The sequence below is a fragment of the Nocardia exalbida NBRC 100660 genome (genome assembly GCF_000308575.1).
GTDB classification, from domain to species: Bacteria; Actinomycetota; Actinomycetes; order Mycobacteriales; family Mycobacteriaceae; genus Nocardia; species Nocardia exalbida.
This window is the reverse complement of the sequence record NZ_BAFZ01000089.1, coordinates 58070-81858: the sequence shown is the minus strand read 5'-3', so window position 1 is coordinate 81858 and position 23789 is coordinate 58070. Positions and strand designations below refer to the sequence as shown.

17 protein-coding genes are annotated in these 23789 nt (G+C 69.9%); 8 read left to right on the top strand and 9 right to left on the bottom strand.

Features of this window, described 5'->3' with window-relative positions:
• Positions 1-54: 54 nt before the first annotated feature.
• From ON29_RS21175 to ON29_RS21155, 5 genes are all read left to right on the top strand, one after another.
• Positions 55-1443, top strand: a complete 1389-nt coding sequence (locus ON29_RS21175; protein WP_051175433.1) for a lipase family protein — start codon at positions 55-57, stop codon at positions 1441-1443.
• Between the two features lie 140 nt (positions 1444-1583).
• A complete protein-coding gene (locus ON29_RS21170) occupies positions 1584-2948 on the top strand; it encodes a glutamine synthetase family protein (protein WP_083863934.1) in 1365 nt (454 codons plus the stop codon).
• Positions 2929-3675: a gamma-glutamyl-gamma-aminobutyrate hydrolase family protein gene (locus tag ON29_RS21165; protein ID WP_040868776.1), complete on the top strand. Its 747-nt coding sequence runs from the start codon at positions 2929-2931 to the stop codon at positions 3673-3675. The genes ON29_RS21170 and ON29_RS21165 overlap by 20 nt, the downstream gene beginning before the upstream one ends.
• A complete protein-coding gene (locus ON29_RS21160) occupies positions 3672-5033 on the top strand; it encodes an aldehyde dehydrogenase family protein (protein ID WP_040868774.1) in 1362 nt (453 codons plus the stop codon). The genes ON29_RS21165 and ON29_RS21160 overlap by 4 nt, the downstream gene beginning before the upstream one ends.
• A 26-nt stretch (positions 5034-5059) precedes the next feature.
• Positions 5060-5824, top strand: a complete 765-nt coding sequence (locus tag ON29_RS21155) for a 3-oxoacyl-ACP reductase (protein WP_040868772.1) — start codon at positions 5060-5062, stop codon at positions 5822-5824.
• Between the two features lie 9 nt (positions 5825-5833).
• On the opposite strand, the gene ON29_RS21150 is transcribed toward ON29_RS21155, so the two are convergent.
• Entirely contained in the window at positions 5834-6553 is a 720-nt protein-coding gene (locus ON29_RS21150; RefSeq protein ID WP_040868770.1) for an SDR family oxidoreductase, read from the bottom strand.
• A 72-nt stretch (positions 6554-6625) separates the two neighbouring features.
• On the opposite strand from ON29_RS21150, the gene ON29_RS21145 reads away from it, so the two are divergent.
• Together ON29_RS21145 and ON29_RS21140 are read left to right on the top strand one after the other, a co-directional pair.
• A complete protein-coding gene (locus ON29_RS21145; RefSeq protein ID WP_040868768.1) occupies positions 6626-7213 on the top strand; it encodes a TetR/AcrR family transcriptional regulator in 588 nt (195 codons plus the stop codon).
• Positions 7214-7532: 319 nt separating this feature from the next.
• Positions 7533-8810 carry an MFS transporter gene (locus ON29_RS21140; RefSeq protein WP_051175461.1) on the top strand — a complete coding sequence of 426 codons (1278 nt, stop codon included), beginning with the start codon at positions 7533-7535 and terminating at the stop codon, positions 8808-8810.
• 115 nt (positions 8811-8925) lie between these two features.
• Here the strand turns inward: ON29_RS21140 and ON29_RS21135 are convergent, their stop codons facing one another.
• The gene (locus tag ON29_RS21135) at positions 8926-9294 is read right to left on the bottom strand and encodes an SUKH-4 family immunity protein (RefSeq protein ID WP_040868767.1); all 369 of its coding nucleotides are present in this window, start codon (positions 9292-9294) and stop codon (positions 8926-8928) included.
• Positions 9295-9379: 85 nt separating this feature from the next.
• On the bottom strand, positions 9380-9949 hold the full coding sequence (locus ON29_RS21130) for a TetR/AcrR family transcriptional regulator (RefSeq protein ID WP_040868766.1): 570 nt from the start codon (positions 9947-9949) through the stop codon (positions 9380-9382).
• A gap of 98 nt (positions 9950-10047) precedes the next feature.
• Here ON29_RS21130 and ON29_RS21125 point away from each other — a divergent pair, with 98 nt between their 5' ends.
• Positions 10048-10485 (top strand): DoxX-related protein, encoded by a 438-nt coding sequence (locus tag ON29_RS21125; RefSeq protein WP_040868765.1) that lies wholly within the window; start codon positions 10048-10050, stop codon positions 10483-10485.
• 66 nt (positions 10486-10551) lie between these two features.
• Here ON29_RS21125 and ON29_RS21120 read toward each other — a convergent pair whose 3' ends face one another.
• The 6 genes from ON29_RS21120 to ON29_RS21095 all read right to left on the bottom strand — a co-directional run bounded on the left by ON29_RS21120 (position 10552) and on the right by ON29_RS21095 (position 23493).
• Positions 10552-11355 carry an SDR family oxidoreductase gene (locus ON29_RS21120; protein WP_051175432.1) on the bottom strand — a complete coding sequence of 268 codons (804 nt, stop codon included), beginning with the start codon at positions 11353-11355 and terminating at the stop codon, positions 10552-10554.
• Between the two features lie 10 nt (positions 11356-11365).
• Positions 11366-12328 (bottom strand): DUF1702 family protein, encoded by a 963-nt coding sequence (locus ON29_RS21115; protein WP_051175431.1) that lies wholly within the window; start codon positions 12326-12328, stop codon positions 11366-11368.
• 194 nt (positions 12329-12522) lie between these two features.
• Positions 12523-13746 (bottom strand): RnfABCDGE type electron transport complex subunit D, encoded by a 1224-nt coding sequence (locus tag ON29_RS21110; RefSeq protein WP_174371849.1) that lies wholly within the window; start codon positions 13744-13746, stop codon positions 12523-12525.
• Positions 13743-15755 carry a CRTAC1 family protein gene (locus ON29_RS21105; protein WP_217999247.1) on the bottom strand — a complete coding sequence of 671 codons (2013 nt, stop codon included), beginning with the start codon at positions 15753-15755 and terminating at the stop codon, positions 13743-13745. Before ON29_RS21105 ends, ON29_RS21110 begins: the two co-directional genes overlap by 4 nt.
• The gene (locus ON29_RS21100) at positions 15752-17170 is read right to left on the bottom strand and encodes an aminotransferase class I/II-fold pyridoxal phosphate-dependent enzyme (RefSeq protein WP_040868764.1); all 1419 of its coding nucleotides are present in this window, start codon (positions 17168-17170) and stop codon (positions 15752-15754) included. The genes ON29_RS21105 and ON29_RS21100 overlap by 4 nt, the downstream gene beginning before the upstream one ends.
• The gene (locus ON29_RS21095) at positions 17167-23493 is read right to left on the bottom strand and encodes a type I polyketide synthase (protein ID WP_040868762.1); all 6327 of its coding nucleotides are present in this window, start codon (positions 23491-23493) and stop codon (positions 17167-17169) included. Before ON29_RS21095 ends, ON29_RS21100 begins: the two co-directional genes overlap by 4 nt.
• Positions 23494-23789: the final 296 nt, after the last annotated feature.

The following is a 23789-nucleotide window of genomic DNA, read 5'->3' as shown; positions in this document are numbered from 1 at the left end:
CGTCGGCACGGCGGCGCCCGCGATCACGGCCGTGCCGTCGGAAAGGAAAACCGGATGAGTGTGGAGCTCGAATGGGACGGCGGCCCGGTGCCGCCGGAGTCCGCGGCGTTCTCGCATCGGCCGATGTTGCCCGAAGACGATCCGTTCTACGTCCCACCGCCTGCGGTCGGGCGCTTGCGCCCCGGTGCGATCGTCCGTACGCGCGCTGTAGAGATCGGATTCTTCGGTCTTGTGCCGCAGCGTATCTCGGCTTGGCAGTTGCTCTATCGCACCTGTGATCTGCGTGGTGTGCCGGAGGCCGCGGTGACGACGGTGCTGCTGCCGTGGGGCGCGGATCCGGCCGAGCCGCGCCCGCTGGTCTCCTTCCAGTGCGCGATCGATGCGGTCGCCTCGAAATGCCTGCCCTCGTATTCGCTTCGGCGCGGAGCGCGGGCGGCCGGTTCGATTCCGCAGCTCGAGCTGCCGCTGATCGTCAGCGCCCTGGCGCGCGGCTGGGCGGTGTCGGTTCCGGATCACGGCGGAACGGCCGGCCGGTTCGGGGTGGCCAGGGAGCCGGGATATCGCGCGCTGGACGCGAGCCGCGCCGCACTCGCCTTCCTGCCGTTGGGTCTGGATCCGGCTACACCCATTGCGCTGTGGGGATATTCGGGCGGGGGTTTGGCCACCGCCTGGGCCGCGGAGGCGGCCGCCGAGTACGCGCCCGAGTTGAATGTCGTCGGCGCGGTGGCCGGGTCGCCGGTGGGTGATCCGGCGGCCGCGTTCGTCCGGCTCAACGGCACGCTCTTCGCGGGATTCGCGGCCGTGTTCACCGCCGGACTGCGCCGCGGGTACCCCGAATTGGACCGTATGCTGCGCGCCCACCTGGACGCGCGGTATCTGGGCTGGCTGGCCGAGACCGAGACCACCGCGACGTTCCCGCTGCTGTATCGCTTCGCCCGGCGCGACATCGACAAACACAGTGGCGCGGGGCTCGCCGCCATGATCGCGCAGGACGGGGTGCGGCGGATCCTCGACGACATCCACCCCGGTCGCCGCGCGCCCGCCATGCCCATGCTCGTGCTGCAAGGCGTGCACGACGAGGTGATCGCGGCCGCCGACGTCGACGGCCACGTCGCGCGCTACGTCGAAGCGGGCGTCCACGTGCGCTACCTGCGCGATCGGCTCAGCACGCATCTGTTGTTGCAGTTCCTGGCACTGCCGGTGATGGTCGACTGGCTCGCCGGTCGCTTCACCGGCCGCGAGCTGCCCGCCGCCGGTACGTGGACCCGGTGGTCGCTCGCCTTCGCCGGTCCGGCGCTGAGCGGTCACCTGAGTTTCGCGGCCTTGCTCGCCCGCATGTGGCTGGGACGGCCGATCCGTGGAGCGCGCCCGCCGGTGATGGCGCGCCCCCGACCGCGCCGCCCGTCCGCCCTCTCCGCCGCCCTCCGCAATCCGTTGTCCTGACCGCGACTCGCGCCACCGAGTGCCGCTGAGCTGGCCTGATCCCGCACCGGCACGCCGTGCGGACGAGATTCGGGTGTCGCCTCACAAAGGTGTCCGTTTTGCTCTAGCGTGAGCACGGTTGGTGGCGAGAGGGGTCGTGGATGCGTAGCGGGATGCTGAGTGTGGCGCAATTGCGGGACCGGGTCGACACCGGCGAGATCGACACGGTGCTGGTCGCCATGACCGATATGCAGGGGCGCCTGCAAGGAAAGCGCTGCGCGGCACGTTATTTCCTGGACGAGGTGGTCGAGCACGCCACCGAGGCCTGCGGGTACCTGCTCGCGGTGGACGTCGACATGACGACCGTCGACGGTTACGCGCTGTCGTCCTGGGAGACGGGGTACGGGGACGTCGTGCTGCGACCGGATCTGCGGACGCTGCGGACGACGCCGTGGTGGCCGGGCACGGCGCTGGTGCTGTGCGACGTCGAGCACGTGGTGCCGCAGGGACGGCCCGTGCCCGCCTCGCCGCGGCAGGTGCTGCGCAAGCAGCTGGACCGGCTGGCCGAGCGCGGCCTGCACGCGTTCGTCGGGACCGAACTCGAGTTCCTGGTGTTCGACGACAGCTACGAGGCGGCCTGGAACGCCGGGTATCGCGGGCTGACGCCGGCCAACCAGTACAACGTGGATTACTCGATGCTGGGCACCGGGCGGATCGAACCGTTGCTGCGCCGCATCCGCAAGGAGATGGACGGCGCCGGAATGTATGTCGAGTCGGCCAAGGGCGAATGCAACCCCGGCCAGCACGAGATCGCCTTCCGGTTCGACGAAGCCCTGGTCACCTGCGACAACCACAGCGTCTACAAGACCGGCGCGAAGGAGATCGCGGCCCAGGAGCGGCGCAGCTTGACGTTCATGGCGAAATACAACGAGCGCGAGGGCAATTCCTGTCACATCCACCTCAGTCTGCGCGACGACGCGGGCAAGCCCGTGTTCGCGGGCGACGGGGCGGACGGCATGTCGCCGCTGATGCGGCATTTCATCGCGGGCCAGCTGGACTGCCTGCGCGAGTTCACTTACCTGCTGGCGCCGAACATCAACTCCTACAAGCGATTCGCCGCCGGTAGCTTCGCGCCCACCGCGATCGCGTGGGGGCGGGACAACCGCACCTGTGCCATCCGCGTGGTGGGCGAGGACCATTCGCTGCGGTTCGAGAACCGGGTGCCCGGCGGCGACGTGAACCCGTACCTGGCCGTGGCCGCCCTGATCGCGGCGGGACTGCACGGCATCGATCGCCAGCTGCCGCTGGAGCCGGAGTTCCGCGGCAACGCCTACCACTCCGAACGCCCCCGGGTGCCGCGGACGCTGCGCGAAGCGGCCCAGCTGTTCTCCGGCAGCACGGTGGCCCGCGCGGCCTTCGGTGATGATGTAGTGGAGCACTACCGCAACGCGGCGCGGGTCGAACTGGACGCCTACGACGCCGCGGTCACCGACTGGGAGCGTATCCGTGGTTTCGAACGACTCTGAGGTCGCGGGAGCCCGTCCCGTGATCGGCCTGCCCACCTATGTGGAGCGGACCCGGTTCAACGCGTGGGATCTGCCGAGCGCGGTCCTGCCGCACGCCTACGTCGAGATGGTGGCGGCCGCGGGCGGCATCCCGGTGTTGCTGCCGCCCGCGGGCGGCGCGCGTCCCGAGCTGGTGCGGCGGCTCGACGGATTGTTGCTCACCGGCGGCGCGGACGTGGATCCCGCTCGCTACGGTGTCGCTCCGGCGGGGATACCCGGCTACACCAGGCCCGACCGCGACGAGTCGGAGTTCGGCCTGTTCGAGCTGGCCAGGGCCGCGGGCCTGCCGATTCTCGCGGTGTGCCGCGGCCTGCAACTGGCGAATGTCGCGCTCGGCGGCACGTTGATCCCGCATCTGCCCGATGTCGTCGGTCACGAGGAGCACTCCGGGGTCGAGGGCGGGTTCACCGCCACCCGGGTGCTGACGATCGCGGGCAGCCGCGTCGCCCGCCTGGCCGGTCCGGAGCTGAAGGTGCACTGCCACCATCACCAGGCCGTCGACCGGCTGGCCGAGGGCCTGACCGCCACCGCGTACGCCGCCGACGGCACGATCGAGGCCGTGGAATCCACCGACGGGTCGTTTCTGGTCGGTGTGCAGTGGCACCCGGAGGCCGACGCCACCGACCGCCGGTTGGTCCGGGCGCTGGTGGTAGCGGCGGAGACGTATGGAAGGGAGCGCGACCGGTGACGACAGCGCAGGTGGTCAACCCGGCGACCGAGCAGGTGGTCACCACCGTGGAACTCGCCGGGGAAGCGGAGACCGACGCCGCCATCGCCCGCGCCCAGCACGCCGCGACCGCGTGGCGGGAGGTGGCGCCGGGTGACCGGGCGCGATTGCTGCGCCGGTTCGCCGAGGTGGTCGAGTCGGATCTGGAGCACCTCGCCGGGCTCGAGGTGGTCAATTCCGGGCACACCATCGGCAACGCACGATGGGAGGCGGGCAACGTCCGCGATGTCCTGCACTACGCGGCCGGGATGCCGGAACGCCTGCTGGGAAACCAGATTCCGGTGGCGGGCGGGGTCGACATCACCTTCCACGAACCGCTCGGCGTCGTCGGGGTGATCGTGCCGTGGAACTTCCCGATGCCGATCGCGGCGTGGGGCTTCGCGCCCGCGCTCGCCGCGGGCAACACCGTCGTGCTGAAACCCGCCGAGGTCACGCCGCTGACCGCCCTGCGGCTCGGCGAACTCGCGCTGGAGGCGGGCCTGCCCGAGGGCGTGTTCCAGGTGCTGCCCGGCAAGGGATCGGTGGTGGGGCAGCGCTTCGTCACCCACCCGGCCGTCCGCAAGGTGGTGTTCACCGGCTCCACCGAGGTCGGCACGCAGATCATGGCGGGCTGCGCGCGGCAGGTGAAGCGGGTGACGCTGGAATTGGGCGGCAAGAGCGCGAACATCGTCTTCGCCGACGCCGATCTGGAGCAGGCGGCGGCCACCGCGCCCTACGGCGTCTTCGACAACGCCGGGCAGGACTGTTGTGCCCGATCGCGCATTCTGGTGCAGCGGCGCGTGTTCGACCGCTTCCTCGAACTGCTGGAACCCGCGGTGCGCGGTGTGCGGGTCGGTGACCCGTCCGACGAGTCCACCGAGATGGGCCCGCTCATCTCGGCCGCGCATCGCGAGCGCGTCGCCGCGTTCGTGCAGCCGTCCACCGAAGTCGCGTTCACCGGCAGCGCGCCCGACGGACCGGGATTCTGGTATCCGCCGACCGTGGTGCTGCCCGGGGCTCCGAACGATCGGGTGCTCACCGAGGAGGTGTTCGGCCCGGTGGTCGCGGTGCTCCCGTTCGAGGACGAGGCCGACGCGCTGCGCATCGCCAACGACACGAATTACGGCTTGTCCGGCTCGATCTGGACCCGGGACGTCGGCCGGGCGCTGCGCGTGGCCCGCGGTGTGGAGGCGGGCAACCTGTCGGTGAATTCGCATTCGTCCGTGCGGTATTGGACGCCGTTCGGCGGTTTCAAGCAGTCCGGGCTCGGGCGCGAACTCGGCCCGGACGCGGCGCTGGCCTTCACCGAGACCAAGAACGTCTTCCTCGCCACGCAGTGACACCCGCCCATCCGACAGGAGATACGTTGCAGCGCTTACAGGATCGAGTCGCCGTCGTCACCGGCGGCGGGAGCGGTATCGGTCTGGCCACGGTCCGTCGCTTCGCGGCGGAGGGGGCGAAGGTCGTGGTCGCGGATATCGACGCCGGCAGCGGCGAAGCGGCCGCCGCGGAGGTCGGCGGGCGGTACGTCCAGGTGGACGTCACCGAGGAAGCGCAGGTCGAAGCGCTGTTCCAGACCGCGGTCGACGCCTACGGCGGGTTGGACATCGCGTTCAACAACGCGGGCATCTCCCCGCCGGAGGACGACTCGATCCTGACCACCGGCATCGACGCGTGGCGGCGCGTTCAGGAGGTCAACCTGACCTCCGTGTATCTGTGCAGCAAGTACGCCATCGGGCACATGCTCGAGCGCGGCAAGGGCTCGGTGATCAACACCGCCTCCTTCGTCGCGGTGCTGGGCGCGGCGACCTCGCAGATCTCCTACACCGCCTCCAAGGGCGGCGTGCTGGCGATGAGCCGGGAACTGGGAGTGCAGTTCGCCCGCAACGGCATCCGGGTGAACGCGCTGTGCCCGGGGCCGGTGAACACGCCTCTTCTCCAGGAGCTGTTCGCCAAGGACCCCGAGCGCGCCGCACGGCGTCTGGTACACGTTCCGCTCGGCCGGTTCGCCGAACCCGAGGAGATCGCCGCCGCCGTCGCCTTCCTCGCCAGCGACGATTCCTCCTTCATCACCGCGTCGCAGTTCCTGGTCGACGGCGGCATCGCGGGCGCGTACGTGACGCCGCTGTAGAACCGGGACCTATTTCGGCGCTCCCAAGCGCGCGCCGCCGTCGACGCGCAGCACGATTCCGGTGGTGAACGAATTCCCCACCAGGAATTCGATCGCCTGTGCCACGTCGTCGGCGGTGCCGACGCGCCCGACCGGTGTGGCCGCGGCGATCGAGTCGAAGACCTCGGCGCGTGCCCCGTCGGGCAGGAAGCTCCACCATTCGGTGTCGATCACGCCGGGGGAGACCGCGTTCACACGCAGGGGCGCCAGTTCGACGGCCAGCACCGGAACCATCGCTTCCACCGCCGAATTCACCGCGGCCAGCGCCGCTGTGGTCGGCATCGAGCCGCCCGCCGATGCCGCCGACACCAGCGTGATCGAACCGCGCTGCGCCAGATGGGGCAGCGCCGCCTGCACCACGGCGGTGTGCGCGAGGAGTTTGCCCTCGACGTGCTCCCGCAGATGGTCGAGCGCGAGTTCGCGGAACGGCGTCGTGCCCGACGGTCCGGTCACGGTGACCACCACATGGTCGATCGGCCCGAGTTCGGTGAAGAACCGGGCCAGCTCGGCCTCGTCACGCGCGTCGACGGTCCGGCCGGTGACGTTCTCGCCGAACTCGGCCAGCGCGGCCTCGAGCCTGCCCGCGTCGCGACCCGCGATGACCACGTCGTCCCCTCCGGACGCGAGCCTGCGCGCCGCGGCCAGGCCGATGCCCGACGTTCCGCCGACGATGACGATTCGGTTGCGCACAACATCCTCCCGATTTTCGAAGCTCTGTGTCTCGAAATATAATCGAGGCACGGTGTCTTGTAAAGTGGCGGCATGAACGGAACCCGTGGCCGTCCGCGCAGCGAGGACACCAGGCACGCGATCCTGCGTGCCGCCCTGGAACTGTGCGAACGCGACGGCTATCAGGACCTCACGATCAAGGCGATCGCCGACGCGGCGGGCGCGGGCAGGCAGACGGTGTATCGCTGGTGGCCGGACAAGGCCTCGGTGCTCATGGAGGCGCTCGTCGGGCTCGCCGAGGAGAACCTGGCGTTGCTGGGGCGCGCCGAGTCCGCCGACGTGCTCGCGGAGGTCGAAAGTCTGCTCACCGCGACCTACGAACTCGCCCGCAAATTGACGGGGCAGGCGCTGGTCGGTCTGATGGCCGATGCGCAGCGTGATCCCGTGCTCTCGAAGCGATTGCAGGAGACCGTGATCGGGCCACGGCGCGCCACGCTGCGTACGCTGCTGCGAAGGGGTGTGGACAACGGGGAGTTCACCGAGGTGGTGCCGTTGGATCTCGTGGTGGATTTCGCGTTCGGAGCCATGTGGTATCGGCTGTTGAGTCGGCACGCTCCGGTCGACGGTGCGCTGGCGCGTGAAGTCACGGTCGGTATCGCCGCCATGCTCGGCCGGGAGTGATCGCGCGCTGATCGGCGGGCGGCCGGAGTGTCGGCCACGAAGCCGGGCCGATAGCCGCGGTCGCTGCGAGCCGTTGTGACTGGCATCACAATTGACGGCTCAGTCGCAGGTCAGCGCGACCGCTTCCGTGGGTTTCCCGGGTTCTGGACTGTTTGCCGGGGGTTGATCCTGGGTAACGGTCTGTTTCATGCCACACCTTCGGTTCTCGTAGCCCGAGGTGGAACGAACCGAGGTCCGTGGACGGACTGGAGAGGACGTGCACGTGACCGACCGGACATCGGAGAGTTTCCCGCTGCGGCGTTCCGTGGCGGCCTCCGCCATGGGCAACGCGACGGAATGGTTCGACTACGGCGTCTACGCCGCCACCGCGACCTACCTGACCGACGCCTTCTTCCCTGGGGAATTGGGCACGCTCGGTACCATGCTCGGCTTCGCCATCTCGTTCGTCCTGCGGCCGCTCGGCGGCATGGTGTGGGGACCGCTCGGTGACCGAATCGGCCGCAAAGCCGTGCTGGCCACCACGATCCTGCTCATGGCCGCCGCCACCGGAGCCATCGGCGTGCTGCCCACCCACGCGTCCGTGGGTGTGCTGGCCCCGGTTCTGCTCATCCTGCTGCGCGTGGTGCAGGGCTTCTCGACCGGTGGCGAATACGGCGGCGCCGCCACGTATCTCGCCGAATGCGCGACCGACCGCAAACGCGGTTTCCTCGGCAGCTTCCTGGAGTTCGGCACGCTCGCGGGCTTCGTCGGAGGTTCCGCGACCGTGTTGGCCTTCCAGCTCGCGCTCGGTTCGGACACCATGCACGAATGGGGCTGGCGCATCCCGTTCCTGATCGCCATCCCGCTCGGCCTGACCGGCTGGTACCTGCGTGCCAAGCTGGCGGAGAGCCCGGTGTTCACCGAAGTCGCCGAGCACAAGCGCCCGGCCGGTGGCCTGCGCGAAGTGCTGACCACCTATCGGCGCGAGACGCTCACGCTGGCCGGGCTGGTGGTCGCGCTGAACGTGGTGAACTACACGCTGCTCACCTACCAGCCCACCTATCTGCAGAACACCATCGGTATGGGGGAGTCGGCCACCACCGCGATGATGTTGCTCGGGCAGCTGGTGATGATGGTGGTGCTGCCGTTCTTCGGCAGGCTGTCCGACAGTGTCGGCCGCCGCCCGATGTGGTTGTTCTCCCTGATGGGTCTCGCCGTGCTCGCGGTGCCGATGTACTGGCTGATGGGGCAGGGCACCGCGTGGGCCATCATCGGCTTCATCGTGCTCGGACTGCTGTACGTGCCGCAGCTGTCCACCATCAGCTCCACCTTCCCCGCGATCTTCCCGACTCATGTCCGGTACGCGGGTTTCGCGCTGGCCTACAACGTCTCCACCGCGGTCTTCGGCGGCACCGCCCCACTGATCAACGAGGCCGTCATCGAGGCGACCGGCTGGACGCTGTTTCCCGCCCTCTACATGGTCGGCGCCTCCCTGATCGGCCTGGTCGCCTGGAACTACCTGCGCGAGACCGCGGGCACCTCGCTACGCGGCACCGAGGTCCCCGACGCGGGCGAACCAACCCCGGACCCGGACCTCCCCGCCCAGCCCGCGTTCTGAACCACGCCGGCCGCGCCACCGCGCGGCCAGCTACACGCTGCCGAGATCGGTGCGGCACCCGGCGGTGAATTCCAGCGGACCTCGCCGGAAGTCATCCGTGGTCGGGACCATTCGGTCAGGCGGAGGGCGACTCGTCGTCCGCGGGCCAGCCGTCCTCGATGACCAGGCGACCGTCGCGCAGCGCGGTCGCGTACTGGTCGGCCACCAGGTCGGCCGGGTAGGTCGGCCAGTAGGAGACCGCGCCGGTGGGCTTGTCGATGACGCAGACCGAACCGCCGACGATCACCGGCGGACTGGCCGGATCCGCCTGCGGCGGGCGGGGGAAGGTGGCGACGGCGACGAAGCAGGTGTCGAATTCGGTCAGGTGGTAGCTGATTCCGCGATCGGCGTAGTCGCCGTTGGCCAAGTGGTGGTCGGCGATCCGGTGTGCTTCGGTCAGGTCCACCGGTGTGGTCGCCTCGGTCGGGTAGGCGTGGATGTCCATGTGTCGATGGCAGCTGGGAGTGGCCGCCCGCTCCTTCCGGGTCTCTGGATAGCACGGTGGCGGCTCGGCGCAAGCCGGTTTCCGGTCAGTCGAACCGGATAGTGGACAACATCTTGCGGGCCAGGGCCTCCGGATCGGAATCGGCGGCCAGTGATGAATTATGCAGTGCCCCTTCGCGCCACAGCGAAGCGAAGCCGTGTACCAGCGACCATGCGGCGAGTTGGGTCGCCTGCTGCCGGTCGTGACGGTAGCCCGGTTGGAGGTCGGAGACGCCGGAGCGCAACGCCAGCGCGGACCGTTCGCGCGCGGCGCGCAACGCCGCGTCCTCCGCGTGCAAGAGGCTGTGCCGGAACATCACGTCGAAGTGTCCGGGGTGCTCGCGCGCGAAGCGGATGTATGCCACCGCGACCTCGCGGAAGTCCTCGCCTGCTCGCGCGAGCTGTTCGGCCAGCAACTCGAAACCCTCGGTGGCCAACGCGGTGAGCAGACCGGCTCGATCGCCGAAGTGGTGGGCGGGCGCGGCGTGTGAGACGCCCGCGTGCCGGGCCAGGTTGCGCAGCGAGAGCGCGTCCACGCCGTCGGCGGCGATCCGCTCGGCGGCCGCGGTCAGCAGCGCCGCGCGGAGATCTCCGTGGTGGTAGCCGTCCTTCGCCATCCCTCGATGGTGACCGATCATCTAGACATTGACAAGTTTGCGGCGGCGCGCCTAATCTTTCCACTGTCAAGATTTGCTCTCGATGCACAGGAGATCCGATGGCCCCGCTGGTTGTCCTCGTCGCCGTCACCGCACTCGCCCGGCTCATCGGCAGGCTGACCGGCAACGGCTGGCTCGATTCGTGGGCGCACGCGACCGCACTCGGCCTGGCCGCGATGCTCGTCCTCACGGCGAGCGCGCACTTCCTCCAGCCGCGCCGCGACGCCCTGATCGCCATGGTGCCGCCGCGGTTGCCGAACGCGCCCGCGCTGGTGACGCTGACCGGCGCCCTGGAGTTGGCGGGCGCGGTCGGCGTGCTGATCCCGGCCACCGCCGACCTGGCCGCGGCCTGCCTGATCGCCTTGCTGCTGGCCCTGTTCCCCGCGAACATCCGCGCAGCTCGCGCGGAACTGGGCATCAAGACCATGCCGCTGCCGCTGCGGGGTCTGGTTCAGGTGCTCTTCATCGCGGCCTGCCTGGTCGTCATCATCGGGTGAACATGGCGAAAGACCCGCTCACACATCCGAATTCGTCGTGCGAGCGGGTCTTTGCGTGATCGGAGTTCAGTTGCCGCGCAGCGCCTTGGCGATGGTGCGGCGCATGAACGGCCGCGCCAGATCCTCGGGAAGGTTCGCCCAGGCCAGGAAGAACCGCGTCAAAGGGTCGAGGGCGATGTGGTGATGCCCGCGTTCCATTCCCCGCACCGCGGCCTCGGCGACCCGTTGGGCCGACATCGGCTCGATCGACCCGGTGATCGCTTTGGTCTCCACCGGCTTTCGCTGGTTCTCCCTCGCCAGCCCCGGCGTGTCGGTGTCGGCCGGATAGATCACCGTGACGTCCACGCCCTTCGGCTCGACCTCGTAGCGCAGGCACAACGCCAGCTGCCGGATACTCGCCTTGGTGGGTCCATAACCGGTGTAGCCGGTGATCCCGAGAAACGCCGAAGTCGAGCTGACCAGCAGGATCTTCCCGCCGCCCCGCCGCACCATCCCCGGCAGCACCCGGCGCACCGCGTGCACAGCCCCGAGATAGTTCGCCGACATCTGTACCTCGAACTCGCCGGCGTCGACGTCGAGGAACCGTCCGGGCAGTGTGAGTCCCGCGCAGCAGGCGATGATGTCGCACGACCCGTTGCGCTGCTCCAATTCCTCGATGGCCGAATCGAGTTGGCCCGGACGGGTCACGTCCGCGGCGGCCCAGTCCGCACCCAACCGTTTCGCGGTGTCGCGCAGCGGAAGCTTCCGGCGCGCGATGATCGAGACCTGCGCGCCACGCCGCGCGAAGGCCTCCGCCACCGCGGCGCCGATCCCTTCCGATCCGCCGGTGACGATGACGTGCTTGCCGACCCAGTCCCTGACCCGTGCCATCCCGTGACCCTCAGGCTCGGCTCGCGGTGACGATATCGGCGATCCGATCCCGCCACAGCAGATAGGTGCCGGAGGTGCCGTCGTCGGGGAGGTCGTCGAGCGAACTCTCGATCAGCGCGTCGGTCTTCGCGACGCTGGTGCCGCAGAAGACCTGCGCCGCCGCCTCGCTGTGCTCGTTGACGCTGTTGGTCTGCTGCCGGATGCGCGCGACCATGGCCGAGCCCAGCGACAGCTGCGGCCGGAACTCACCGGCCACATCCCAGAGTTCCTCCATGGCAGCCGGTTCCACACCGCCCGCGAACGTGACGGCGATGCCGACGCCGCTCCACAGATCGGCGTGCCGCTTCGGGTCGAACTCGCCGATCAGGCGCACGACACCGGCCGGATTGCCGCCGCCGATGAACCACAGCGCGCGGCCCATGCCCTGATCGGCGATGCGCTTCAAGTTGTCCCGGTCACCGAGCCAGCCGGGGTAGCGGGTCTCGACGTGCTTGTCCCGCACATAGCGCTGCATCCGAAAGAACGCCTTGTAGAAGCCGTACCCGTCGATGGCCAGCCAGCGGAACAGCGGGTGCTGCGGAAACAGCTTCTTCCAGCGGAGTTTCGGGATCTTCGCCATCGCGAGGCCGACACCCACGTACATGGTGAGGGCGTAGTCACCGGCCGGGCCGTCGATCAGATCGGCCGCGCGCCGGCCGGGCGACAGCGAGTCGATCGCGGTCAGGCCGACCGCCGCGCCTTCGTAGGCGAACCCGCGGTACTTCGGCGGCACCTGGAGCAGCGCGGCGATCAGTTCGTCGTTGTCCGAGCTGCGGACCGCGGAGTCGATGCCGCCGACCAGGTGCATGGTCACCTGCTCGAGTTCCAGCGCGGTGTGCTGGTCGGGCTGCTCGAATCCGCTGAGCACCGTGCGGACACTGGCCGGACTGGGGACGAAGAGGGCCGCGCGCAGCGGACCCAACGGCGAGGGCATGGGGGTTCTCCGATCGTCGGGGAGGAGTCTTGGGCCCGGTCCGGGAGCGCCGTGTGGGCGACGCGCGCCAGGATCGGCGGGGGATTCGGCGAGACGGACGTGAACGCGTCGGCGGTCATGCCGTGCGGCCGTGGTGACCACGGTGACACCGATGGTGAAAGCGCCGAGCACGCGGCGCGGCTCGGCGCTGCCGGTCAGGAGCGGGCCGCCTCCTTCGCGGGCTCGGGTTCGCGTGTGATGTCGGCATCCAGGTCGTCGGCCACCACGGGCTGCTCCACGGCCGGCGTCGCGTCGCGCCCGCCCCACCACTCGGCGAAGCCGCGCACCCACCAGTAGACGCCGCGAGCGCCGCAGACGACGACCAGCGCGATGAACAGGCCGTAGGAGATGTGCAGCGCCGTGACCACGCCGTACATGATGCCGACCGAGGCGCCGAACACGATCTGCTGCTTCTTGCCCGACGGCGTGGTACCCGGGTCGGTGACCATGTAATTGGTGAACAGCACGAACGCCAGGCCGGTCATCACGCTCAGACCGCCCAGGATCGAGATGTTCGGTTCGATGAGCCCGCGCACGACGGCCTGCAACGCGAACGCGCCCACCCACGCCATGATCAGCGGCATCTTCAGCGTCAGCTTGGCGTTGAGCATGGTGCCGGTCATCAGCAGGCCGAGCACGATGAGCGCGTCCGCCGGGCCGGTGATGTATTCGGTGAAGTGGTACGGCGGCGCCACCGCGATCATCGGGAACACCAGGAAGCACACCACGACACCGAAGTTCGACGGGTTCATGAAGTGGCGCATCTTGCCGTTGATCTTGGCGCGCAACACCCACTTGGTACCGACCGCGACGACGATGCCGAAGACCACCGGCCACAGCTTGTCGTGCGCGAAGGTCAGGAAGTTGAACGCCAGACCGGTGATGTGCGCGGGCAGCAGGAACTCGAACAGCCCACGCGGCCCACGGCCCCGGAAGGCGGGCGGCCGCTTGTACGCCCATGCCGCGAGGACTTCCAGCCCGATCTCGGTGGAGTACGCGGTGGCCAGCGCGACGAACGGCCAGAGGAACGGTTGCTCGAAGCCGAGCAGCGGGAATCCGATCAGGTTGAAGATCGTGATCGAGATGGCGAAGTTGCGCAGTGCCAGGTAGCGGGGGTCTTTGGTCGCCGCGGGCTTCTCCACCCATTCCTTGGCGAACTCGGTGCCCGAGCGCTGCACGGCCGAGATGCGCTCGGCTGCCGTGACGCTGGTCCCGTTGCCGTGACCCGCCGCGGCGGCCGGATTGTTCTCCGTGGCCACGCCGTTGCCCTCGGGACCGCCGTGGGCGGCGCTGCCGTTGCCGTCGGCCGCCGGGGTTTCGTGATGACCGTTCGACGCGGCTTTCGCCTCGCCCGGATCCTTCTTGTCGTTGTCGCTCATCGCTGCTTGACCTCCTGCGCGTCCGAGGCGAGGTTCACGGTGTGCCAGCCCGGCGCGAGCTGGAGGGTTTGGTCGTGCGGGGTGCCGTTGGTCTCCCGCCAGCGGAGCACGACGTTCAGCGGGGCGGCGGGGTCGACGTCGCCGAGGCCGATGTGCACCTCGGTGGCCCGCTTGCCGGTGTGCCCGCTGCCGCCGTCGAGGTGGCTGGTGAGCAACCGGCCGTCCGCCGTGCGGACCTCGACCTGGGCGTCCACCGCGGGAACGCCCTGCGTGGGAAGACCGGCGATGGTGTTCGTGGTCGCGGTGGCGTCCCAGGCCTGCTTGAACAGCTTCAGGCCGAGGAACCGGCCGTTGGCCGCCTTGTTGTTGTGGTAGAACGTCGGATCACCCCATTGGCGCGCGACGGCGAAGCTCAGTGCGCCGTTGCCCGAGGTGTCGCCCACGGCGATGCCGCGGGAGGGGACGGGGGTGTCCATGCCGAGGGCATGGGTCAGGTTGGCGAATTTGCCGTCGTCGCCGCGGCTGAAGAAGCCGACCGGATTGCTGCCCGCCAGATCGGCGTCCGCGCCGATGATCGGCCAGGACCACGGGTACTTGGTCAGGTTGTCGTTCATGGTGCCGAGTTCCTGGATCTGCGGCCACCGGTTGGTGTCGCCCTTGATCATGCCGGTGGCCTGGACCACCTCGTTGCGACCGTCGTTGTCGAAGTCGTCGATCTTGGCGTCCCAGCCCCAGGTCTCCCAGGCCAGTCCGACGTCGGTGGCGCGATTCTTGAACGGGGCGACGCCCTCGGCGAGCTGACGCGCCGCGTCGGCGGTGTCCTTTGCGGTGTTGTAGAAGGCGAAGTGGCCCTCCATCAGCGCGAAGCGCACGGCGATGTTGCTGACGAACAGGTCCGGCATGCCGTCGCCGTTCAGGTCGCCGAAGTCCGCGGCCATGCCCTTGTCCGAATCATGACCCATCACATACGACTTCGGCTCGGTGATGCCGCGCTCGCCCTCGGCGAAACCGAAGCGGATCCGGCCCGGTGTCGACTGGTTGACGAACAGGCGGTCGCGCCCGAAGTCGTTGGCCACGTACAGCTCCGGCAGCTGATCGCCGTTCAGGTCGGAGGCGGCGGCGGCCAGCGCCCATCCGGTGTCCATGCCGATCGGGAACGGGTTGGCCACCTCGCGGTAGTCGGCGGTCGGTTCGTTGCCCGACGCGGCGGAGGTCAGCGTGAAGATTCGATCCTTGCCGCCGTTGCGCGCGTTGGACAGCGAGTCGGTCATCCACAGCGCGAGCTGGCCCTCCTTGGAGAGCACGTCCATGTCGTTGAAGTACTGGCCCAGGTAGATGTCCGGCTTGCCGTCACCGTCGAAGTCGGAGACCGACACCGCCGCGGTGATCCAGCGCTCGCCCTCGTAGTGCCCGTCCGGGGTGTTCGGGGATGCGACGATGTCGATCGGGCGGAATGCCTTGGCGTCCAGCCGGGTCGCGTTGGCGCGTTGCAGGTACAGGATCGGCGTGCGGCCGTAGTACGACACCAGCGCGTCCATCCGGCCGTCACCGTTGAAGTCGCCCGGGATACAGCCCGACGGGACGGTGGAGGAGTCGGCGGGCAGCGGTGCGGGGTCGAGGACGAACGGTTCGTACCGGCCGGTGTTGCTGTCCGGCGTCGGGGTGAGGAAGGCCGTGTCCGAACGGGGATCGACCACGCACAGGTCGTCGGCCAGCCGGTTGCCGTCGAAGTCGTTCATCGCGATCGCCGCGCCGACCGAGGAGATCCAGGCCGACAGGTGCTTGTACGGCTCCCGCAGCTCGCGGATCTTGCGGTCGGTCGGCAGGCCCTTGGGCAGCGCGATCGGCATGGCGGTGAAGTCGAACTTGCTCGCGATCGGGCCGCCCGCCTCGTCGTAGGTGGGCAGCAGCGCCGACCGCGCGGGAATGAACAGCGAGCCCATGAGCAGCAGGGCCACCCCGGGGACCACCGCTTTTCGGAGGAGGGATCGGTTGATGGGAATTTTCACGAGTGCTGCTCCTCATGGGCGAGAGTGAATTGCTGTCCCGCGGTGTCCGCGAGTCCGTCGAGCACCTCGCGCAGCGTGGCCAGCGCTTGGTCCATGTGCTGCTCGGTGTGCCTGCAGTTGACGAAGAACCGCAGCCTTGCCTCCCCGGCCGGGACGACCGGGTGGGTGATGGCGTTCACGCTGAAGCCGCGTTGCAGCATGGCGAGTGCCGCCAGCACGGCCGGTTCGTCGGCGCCGGTCATCACGGGGATGATCGGGGAATCCTCCGACATGCCGATGTCGAACCCGTATTCCTTTGCGCGGCGGTGGAAGTACTCGCTGTTGTGCCGCAGCCGCGCCACCCGTTCCGGCTCGTCGCGCAGTACCTCGAGCCCGGCCAGCGCGGCGCCGATGGCCGAGGGGGCGGGCGCGGCGGTGTACATGCTCAATCCACCCGCGACGTACTTGAATCCGTCGACCAGTTCCCGGTTGCCCGCGAGGTAACCGCCGACGCTGCCGAGCGCCTTGGACAGGGTGCCCATCCAGACGTCCACGGCGTCGCCGGGCAGGTCGAACAACTCGCGCACGCCGTGCCCGGTGGCGCCGAGCGTGCCGAACGAGTGCGCTTCGTCGATCATGATCGAGCAGTCGTAGCGCCGGGCCACCTCGATGATCTCGGGCAGCCGGACCACGTCGCCGTCCATGCTGTAGAGACCCTCGATGATCACCATGGCCCGGTCGAAGCTGCGCCGGGACATCTTGAGGATCGTCTCGAGCGACTCGGGATCGTTGTGCCGGAACGAAACCCGCTTGCAGCGCGACCACTCCGTGCCGGAGACCACGCTGTGGTGGATCAGCGCGTCGCAGACCGCGAGATCGCGCTTGCCGAGCAGGAATCCGACCGCGGCGGCATTGGTGAGGTAGCCGCTGGCGGTCACCAGGGCTGCCTCGGTGTCGTAGACACGGGCGATCTCGGCTTCCAGCGAACGATAGATCGGCAGCTCGCCCGCCACGATCCGGACCGCGGCGGCGGAGGTGCCGTACTGATCGATCGCGTCCTTGGCGGCCTGCCGCACCCCCGGGTCGGCGGCCAGGTCCAGGTAGCCGAAGCTGCTGAAGTTCACCACATCCCGGTCGGCCATCCTGGTCACCGCACCGCTGACGCCCTCGTGCGGCAAGTAGTACGGGTTGACCAGACCGACCTGTTCGACCCAGGCGTCGAACCGCCCGAACCGCTGCCCGGCCTCGAGCACACCGGGGTGGTCACGGAAGGACGTGTGGGCGACCCCGCGCGGTGCGCTGTGGCCGTTGGCGGTGGTCGCGGTGGCGGATCCGTTCGTGGTCCGCGCGCCGTCGGCCGCGGCGGCGCCGGTCTCGCCGCTCGCGTGCCTGGCCAGCAATGCCCGGGCCAGCTCCCTCGGGTTGTTGTCGGTCATTCGTCCTCGCTCCTCGCCGCGCGCTCTTCTTCTTGGGCAATCTGCTCGGCAATCCGCGCGCCGAGCCCGCGCAACGTCAGTCCGATCACGGCGAGCACCGACAGCTGGGTGCCGAGCACCTGCACCACGCGGGCACCGAACTCCATGCCCATCAGCGAGTCCATGCCGAGTTCGGGCAGCGGGGTATTGAGGTCCACCGTGTCGGCGTCGACGCCCAGCACCGCGGCGAGCTGTTCGGCGAGCAGGTAGGCCACCACCTCGCCGCGCTGCTCCAGACCCAGCTGGAGGATTTCCGCCCGCAGCGCACCCGCCCCCGACGCGCCGCCGCCCGCGGCCGCGACCTGGTCGGCGAAACGCGGCGTGCGGGTGGACGGGCGATGGGCCAGTGCCCACTGGCTCCAGTCCACGTCGAACAGCACGATCTGCGGCAGGTCCAGCCGCAGGCACTCGCCGAGCAGATCGGTGGCCACGTCCATGTCCACCGAGCGGTAGCCGGTCATCTCCGCATACCGGCTGACCGCCTCGTAGTCGGCCATGCCGCCGCCACCGCTCATGAAGCCCCAGTTCACCGCCAGCGCGGCGGCGCCACGGGCGCGGCGGGCGGCGGCGATCATGTCGAGCACGGAATTGGCCGCCGCGTAACCGAATTGGGGCGAGATGCCGACGATGCTGCTCGCCGAGGAGAACAGCACGAACATGTCGAGTTCGATGTCGGCGGCGGTGACGGCGGTGTCCAGGTTGACCGCGCCCGCGACCTTGGGCCCGAAGATCTCCGCCAGCGACTCTGCGGTGATCTGCGGGACCTCGAGGTTGTTCACCACACCGGCCGCGTGGAACACCCCGCGCAGCGGACGCCCGCTCGCCTGGATGCGCTCGACCAGCGCCGCGACGGCGTCGTAGTCGGACATGTCGAGGCGTTCCTCGACGACTTCCGCACCGGCGGCGCCGAATTCGGCGATCGCGGCGCGGGCCGCGTCCGTGGTGGCACCGCTGCGCCCGGCCAGCACCAGACGGCGCGCGCCGTTGCGGACCAGCCAGCGCGCGGTGGCAAGGCCGAACGCGCCGAAACCGCCGGTGACCAGGTAGCTGGCCTGCGCGTCGATCGGCAGACTCGGTCGTTTGGCCAGCACGGTCGGTTCCGGTTCGCGCAGATCGAGCACGACCCGGCCGATCTGCTTGGACCGCACCACGGTTTCGAACGCCTCGGCGGTCGACGCGAGCGGGAACGCGGTGTAGGGCAGGTAGTCGTAGGTGCCGTCGTTCAGGGCGTCCATCGCCCGGCGTGCCGCGCGGCGGACCAACTCGGGCCGCACGGCCAGGGCGCGGTCCATGTCCACGGCGAAGAACGACAGGTTCCGGTCGAACGGGCGCAGGTCGATCGCGCCGCCGCCGTAGATGTCGGCCTTGCCGATCTCGACGACCCGGCCGAACTCGGCGGCCACCCGCAGGTTCTGCTGGAGGATCTCACCGGGGGAGGAGTTGTAGACCACGTCGACGCCGCGTCCGCCGGTCAGCGCGAGCACGTCGTCGACGAAGCTGATCGACCGCGAGTTGACCACCTCGTGCGCACCCGCCGCCGTGGCCACCGCGCGGCGCTCGTCCGAGCCCGCCGTCGCGATCACCCGCGCGCCGAGGCGCACCGCCACCTGGACCGCGGCCATGCCCATGCCGCCCGCCGCGCCGTGGACCAGCACCGTCTCACCCGGTCGCAGGTGCGCGAGGTCGCCGAAGGCGAATTCGGCGGTGAGGAAGGGCAGCACCGAGCTGGAGTGGCACGGGTCGAGCACCGTGTCCGGGTAGTCGAGGGGCATCGTGGCGCCCTCGTCCGGCCGGAGGGTGACGTGCCGCCGGACCAGGTCCCTCGCGCACACCGACATCTGGTCACCGACGGCGACCTCGGTCACCCCCGGGCCGACCCGCTCGACCACGCCGAACCCGTCCATGCCCAGTTCGGTGCCGAAGTAGGTTCCGGCCAGCTCCTTTTCGGTGAGCACCCCGAGCGCCTTGAGCGCGTCCTTGTAGTTGAGACCCACCGCGTCCATCCGGATCTCGACCTCGCCGGGGCCCGGCGCCACCCGGTCGACCGCGCGCCACGCCAGATCCGACAGCAGCCGCGAGCGCGAAATCTCCAAGCGGAACGAGCTTTCCGGGTCGGTCAGCGGCGCGGCCTCGTCCCAGACCGCCAAGTGCTCGCGCAGGGATTTGCGCAGGTGCAGCGCCCAGCACGCGCCGGCGCGCAACGCGACCTCGTCGGCGCGTCCGTCGCCGAGCACCTGCTCGACGATGTCCGCGGCGCGCGTGGCCGGTTCGGTGTCGACCAACCGCCAGTGCACCGCGGGTTGCTCGTTGCGCAGTGTGCGCCGGGCGCCGGTGAGCGCGGCCTGCGCGGGATGCGCGAATGTGTCGATCGGCAGGCAGAACGCTTGTTCGGTGACCACCACCGCGCGCACGTCGGCCGCCGTGGCGTCGTCCTCCTCGCCGACCACCAGTTCGCCGACCGCCTTCGCGACGAGGGCGAGCCCGTAGGCGTTGGGCACCGCGTCCAGCTCGGCGCCGGACACCACGACGAGCCTGCCGCGCGTCACGCCGGGCCGCTCGTGAGCGGCGCGCAGGGCGGCCAGGACGCGATCCGAGGCGCCGGCCTCCTCCGGTTCCAGCGTGAGGATCTCCGAAGAGGACCGGGCGCTGGCGATTTCCTTCGCGCGCTGGGAGACGGTGCTGCCGAGACTGACCACGAGCAGGAACTCCTCGCCGCCCGCGGATTCGTCGGCGGTCGCGGTGTCGTCGACGATGGACCACACCGGCTCGTAGAACAGGCCGTCGAGCTGCTCGTGCAGATCCGGCTCGGCCGCGAGGCTGGCGAACCGCACCCCGGAAAGCGCCAGGGCGACAGCGCCTTCCGGTGCGGCGACGGTGATATCGGCGCACAGCGGGTCACCGTCCACCCGGCGGACCAGCACCACGGCCTGCTCGGGCAGCGGCCCGGTCCAGCGGACGCCGGCGACCGAGGACGGCACCACCACGCTCGCGCCGCGCGCGGTCTGGGCGTACAGGGCGGCGAAGCACTGCAGCGCGGCGTCGACCGCGGCGGGATGGGCCAGGTGCGGCAGGCTCGGCGCGCTACCGGCCAGCGGCGTGAGATCGAGCCGGGCCAGCACGGAGTCGGCGCCGACGCGGGCGTCGGTGATCAGCCGGAAGCTCGGCCCGTAGGCCAGGCCGTGCGCGGCGAGGCCGTCGTAGAGCGTCGCCGCGCTCACCTCCACCGCGTCCGCCGCCGGCGTGAGATCGATGCCGCGCGCGTCGACGTCCGCTTCGATCAGCCTGCCGTGCGCGTTGACCGTCCAGGTGGTCGCGGTGGCGGCGCGCGAGCGCAGGGTGAACCGGTGGGTGGTCTCCTCGACGGTGAGACGCAATACCGGCACGTCGTGCTGCCCGATCACCAAGGGCGCGACGAACTGGACCGACTCCAGCCCGAAGGATGCGCGACCGGTCCGCACCGCGACGGCGCTGAGCGCGGCGTCCAGATAGGCCGCGCCGGGCAGCACGACCGAGCCGTCCACGACGTGATCGGGCAGCCACGGCAACGCGGCCACCGACAGCTCGGCCTCCCACTCCGGAGCGGACGCCGCGGTGCGCCGGCCGAGCATGACGTAGCCGTCGACGGCGCCGAGGCGGTCCGCCTCGATCGCCGGGTCCTCGGTCCACAGCGTGCGGCGCTGCCACGGATAGCGGGGCAGGCCCACGTGCGCGGCGGGCGCTACCGCCGCACCGGGCGCGTGCGTGGTGTCCAGCCCGCCCACCTGGTACAGCTCGCCCACCGCGCGCAGCAGGTTGTCGTGGTCGTCGGCGTCGCGCGAGAGGGTGCTGATCGCCGCGCCGTCGAGACCGCGGCGCACGAACGTCTCCTTGATATTGCCGCTGAGCACCGGATGCGGCCCCACCTCCAGGAAGACCCGGTGGCCCGCGTCGAGCAGGCTGTCCACGGCCGCGCCGAACCGCACGGGCTCGCGCACGTTGCGGCACCAGTACTCGGCGTCCCACTCGGGCCCGGACAGTTCACCGCCGGTGACCGTGGACCAGATCGGCACCTGTGCGGGTCGCGGCGCGAGGCCCGCCAGCACGGTGGTGAGGTCGCCGAGAATGGGGTCCATCAGATGGCTGTGGTAGGGCACCTCGACGCGCAGCGCCTTGGCGAAGACGCCCTCTTCGGTGAGTTCGGCTCGGATACGGTCCAATTCGGCCGGGTCACCGGACAGCGTCACCGCGGAGTGGCTGTTGATCGCCGCGACGCAGACGCCCGGCACGCCCGCGAGGCGCTCGTGCAGTTGCTCGTCGGACAGGCCGACGGCCAGCATGCCGCCGGTGCCCGCGGTGGTGGCCTGCAACCGGGCGCGGTGATAGCTCACCAGCAGCGCGTCGCGCAGCGAAAGCGAGCCGGACGCGTAGGCCGAGGCGACTTCGCCGACGCTGTGGCCGACCACCGCGGCGGGGTGGATGCCGAGTTCGGCGAGTTCGGCCACCAGCGCGGCCTGGACCAGGAAGTTCGCCGGTTGCGCGTACGCGGTCCCGGTGATCCGCGACTCCGCTTCCGGGCGCAGGAGTTCTTCGACGATCGACCATCCCGCGATCTCGCGGAAGATCTCGTCGATCGCCCGCGCCGCGGCGGCGAAATGCCCGTCGGCCTCGAGCAGGCCACGGGCCATACCCCACCACTGCGGGCCCATGCCGCTGAACACGAACACCGGCTGAGTGGATCCGTCGGTCAGCGCGCGGGCGGGGGGCTTGCCCGCGCCCACGGCGAAATCGGCCAGCTGGGAACGCAGATCGTCGGTGTCGCGGTAGGCGAACGCGGCGCGCAGCGGGTGGTGCGCGCGCTGCACCCACGCCGCCTCGGTCACCGCGTCGACGGGGGCGGTCTCGGTCAGCTCGTGCAGCTGGGTGGCCATCGTGCGCAGCGCGGTCTCGTTGCGGGCCGACAGCGGCAGCACGGTGATCGGCCCGCGCGCGGACCGCTCGGCGGGCGCGGGCGCTTGGGGCGCGCGGGTGAGGATCGCATGGGCGTTGGTGCCGCCGTAGCCGAAGCTGTTGACCGCCACCGCGGCCCGGCCGTCGTCGTTCGGCAGCGGCTCGGTCTCCAGCGGAATGCGTACCCGCAGTTCGTCGAACGCGATCTCGGGGTTCGGGTTGTCCAGCCGCAGTTGCGGAGCGATGACGCCGTGATGCAGCGTCAGCGCGGCCTTGATGACGCCCGCGACGCCCGCGGCGGCCTCGGTGTGCCCGATGTTGTTCTTCACCGAACCGACCGGCAACGGTTCGTCGCGGCCGTCGACCGCGCCGTACACCGCGCCCAAGGCGGCCAATTCGAGCGGGTCGCCGACCGGTGTGCCGGTGCCGTGCGCCTCCACATAGCGGATGTCGTGGGCGTCGACGCCCGCCAGCCGGCGCACCCGCCGGGCCAAGGCCTCCTGCGCGGCCGGGTTGGGCACCGGGATCGCCAGTGTGCGGCCGTCCTGGTTGACGCCGCTGCCGCGCACCACCGCGTAGATCCGGTCGCGATCGCGCACCGCCGCCTCCAGCGGCTTCAGCACCACGGCGCCTGCGCCCTCGCCGCGGCCGTAGCCATCGGCCGCCGCGTCGAAGGACTTACAGCGGCCGTCGACCGCGAGGAACCGGCCTTTGCACATGGAGATGAACGCCTCGGGCCGCAGCATCGCGTTGGCGCCGCCGACGATCGCCGTCTCGCATTCACCCGACTCCAGCGCCAGCATCGCCTGGTGCAGTGCGACCAAGGAGGAGGAGCAGGCGGTGTCGATGGTCATGGTCGGTCCGAGCAGATCCAGCAGGAACGCGATGCGGGCCGACAGCAGCGTGTGCGAGGAGCTGGTCGGGCTGTGGCTGTTGATCGAGGACCGCGCCACTGAACCGCTGCGCACCAGCGCGTTGTCGTTCATGAAGCCGCCGACGAAAACGCCGACCTCGCGACCGCCGACCCGGGCCGCCATCCCCGCGTCGTCGAGTGCCTCCCAGGCGACTTCGAGCAGGAGCCGCTGCTGCGGATCCATGATCGACGCCTCCCGCTGGGAGATGCCGAAGAACTCGGCGTCGAACTCCCACAGCGACTGGGTCAGGAATCCGCCGTGCCTGGTGTACATCCGGCCCGGCGCGTCCGGGTCCGGATCGTAGAATTTCGCGAGATTCCAGCGATCCGCCGGTACCTCCACGATCCCGTCGCCCTTGCGCACGACGAGATCCCAGAACGAGTCCGGCCCCTCGATGCCGCCCGGAAAACGGCAGCCGATACCGACAATTGCTACATTGGGCATGCAAAATCCCCTGGTGCTCAGGTATTCGAAATCGCAGGCGTTTTCACGTCGGCGTCGTCGAATCAGCGTGGAGACAACCGGAATCGCGACGCCGGTATGCCTGGTCGGCCGCGACGTCGTCCGGAGGTGAAGTGGTTCCGCGGTAGGAGGTCAGTGTCCACCCATGGTAGGAGGCCCGATTCGCGAAGGTCAATAACTAATCATGTGGGTGCAGATCGAAAAGCATTGCCCGGTAGGTAATGCCAGACCCGTCGTCAATGCAGTTCAGAGCGGGTATGACGATATTATTCTGCTGT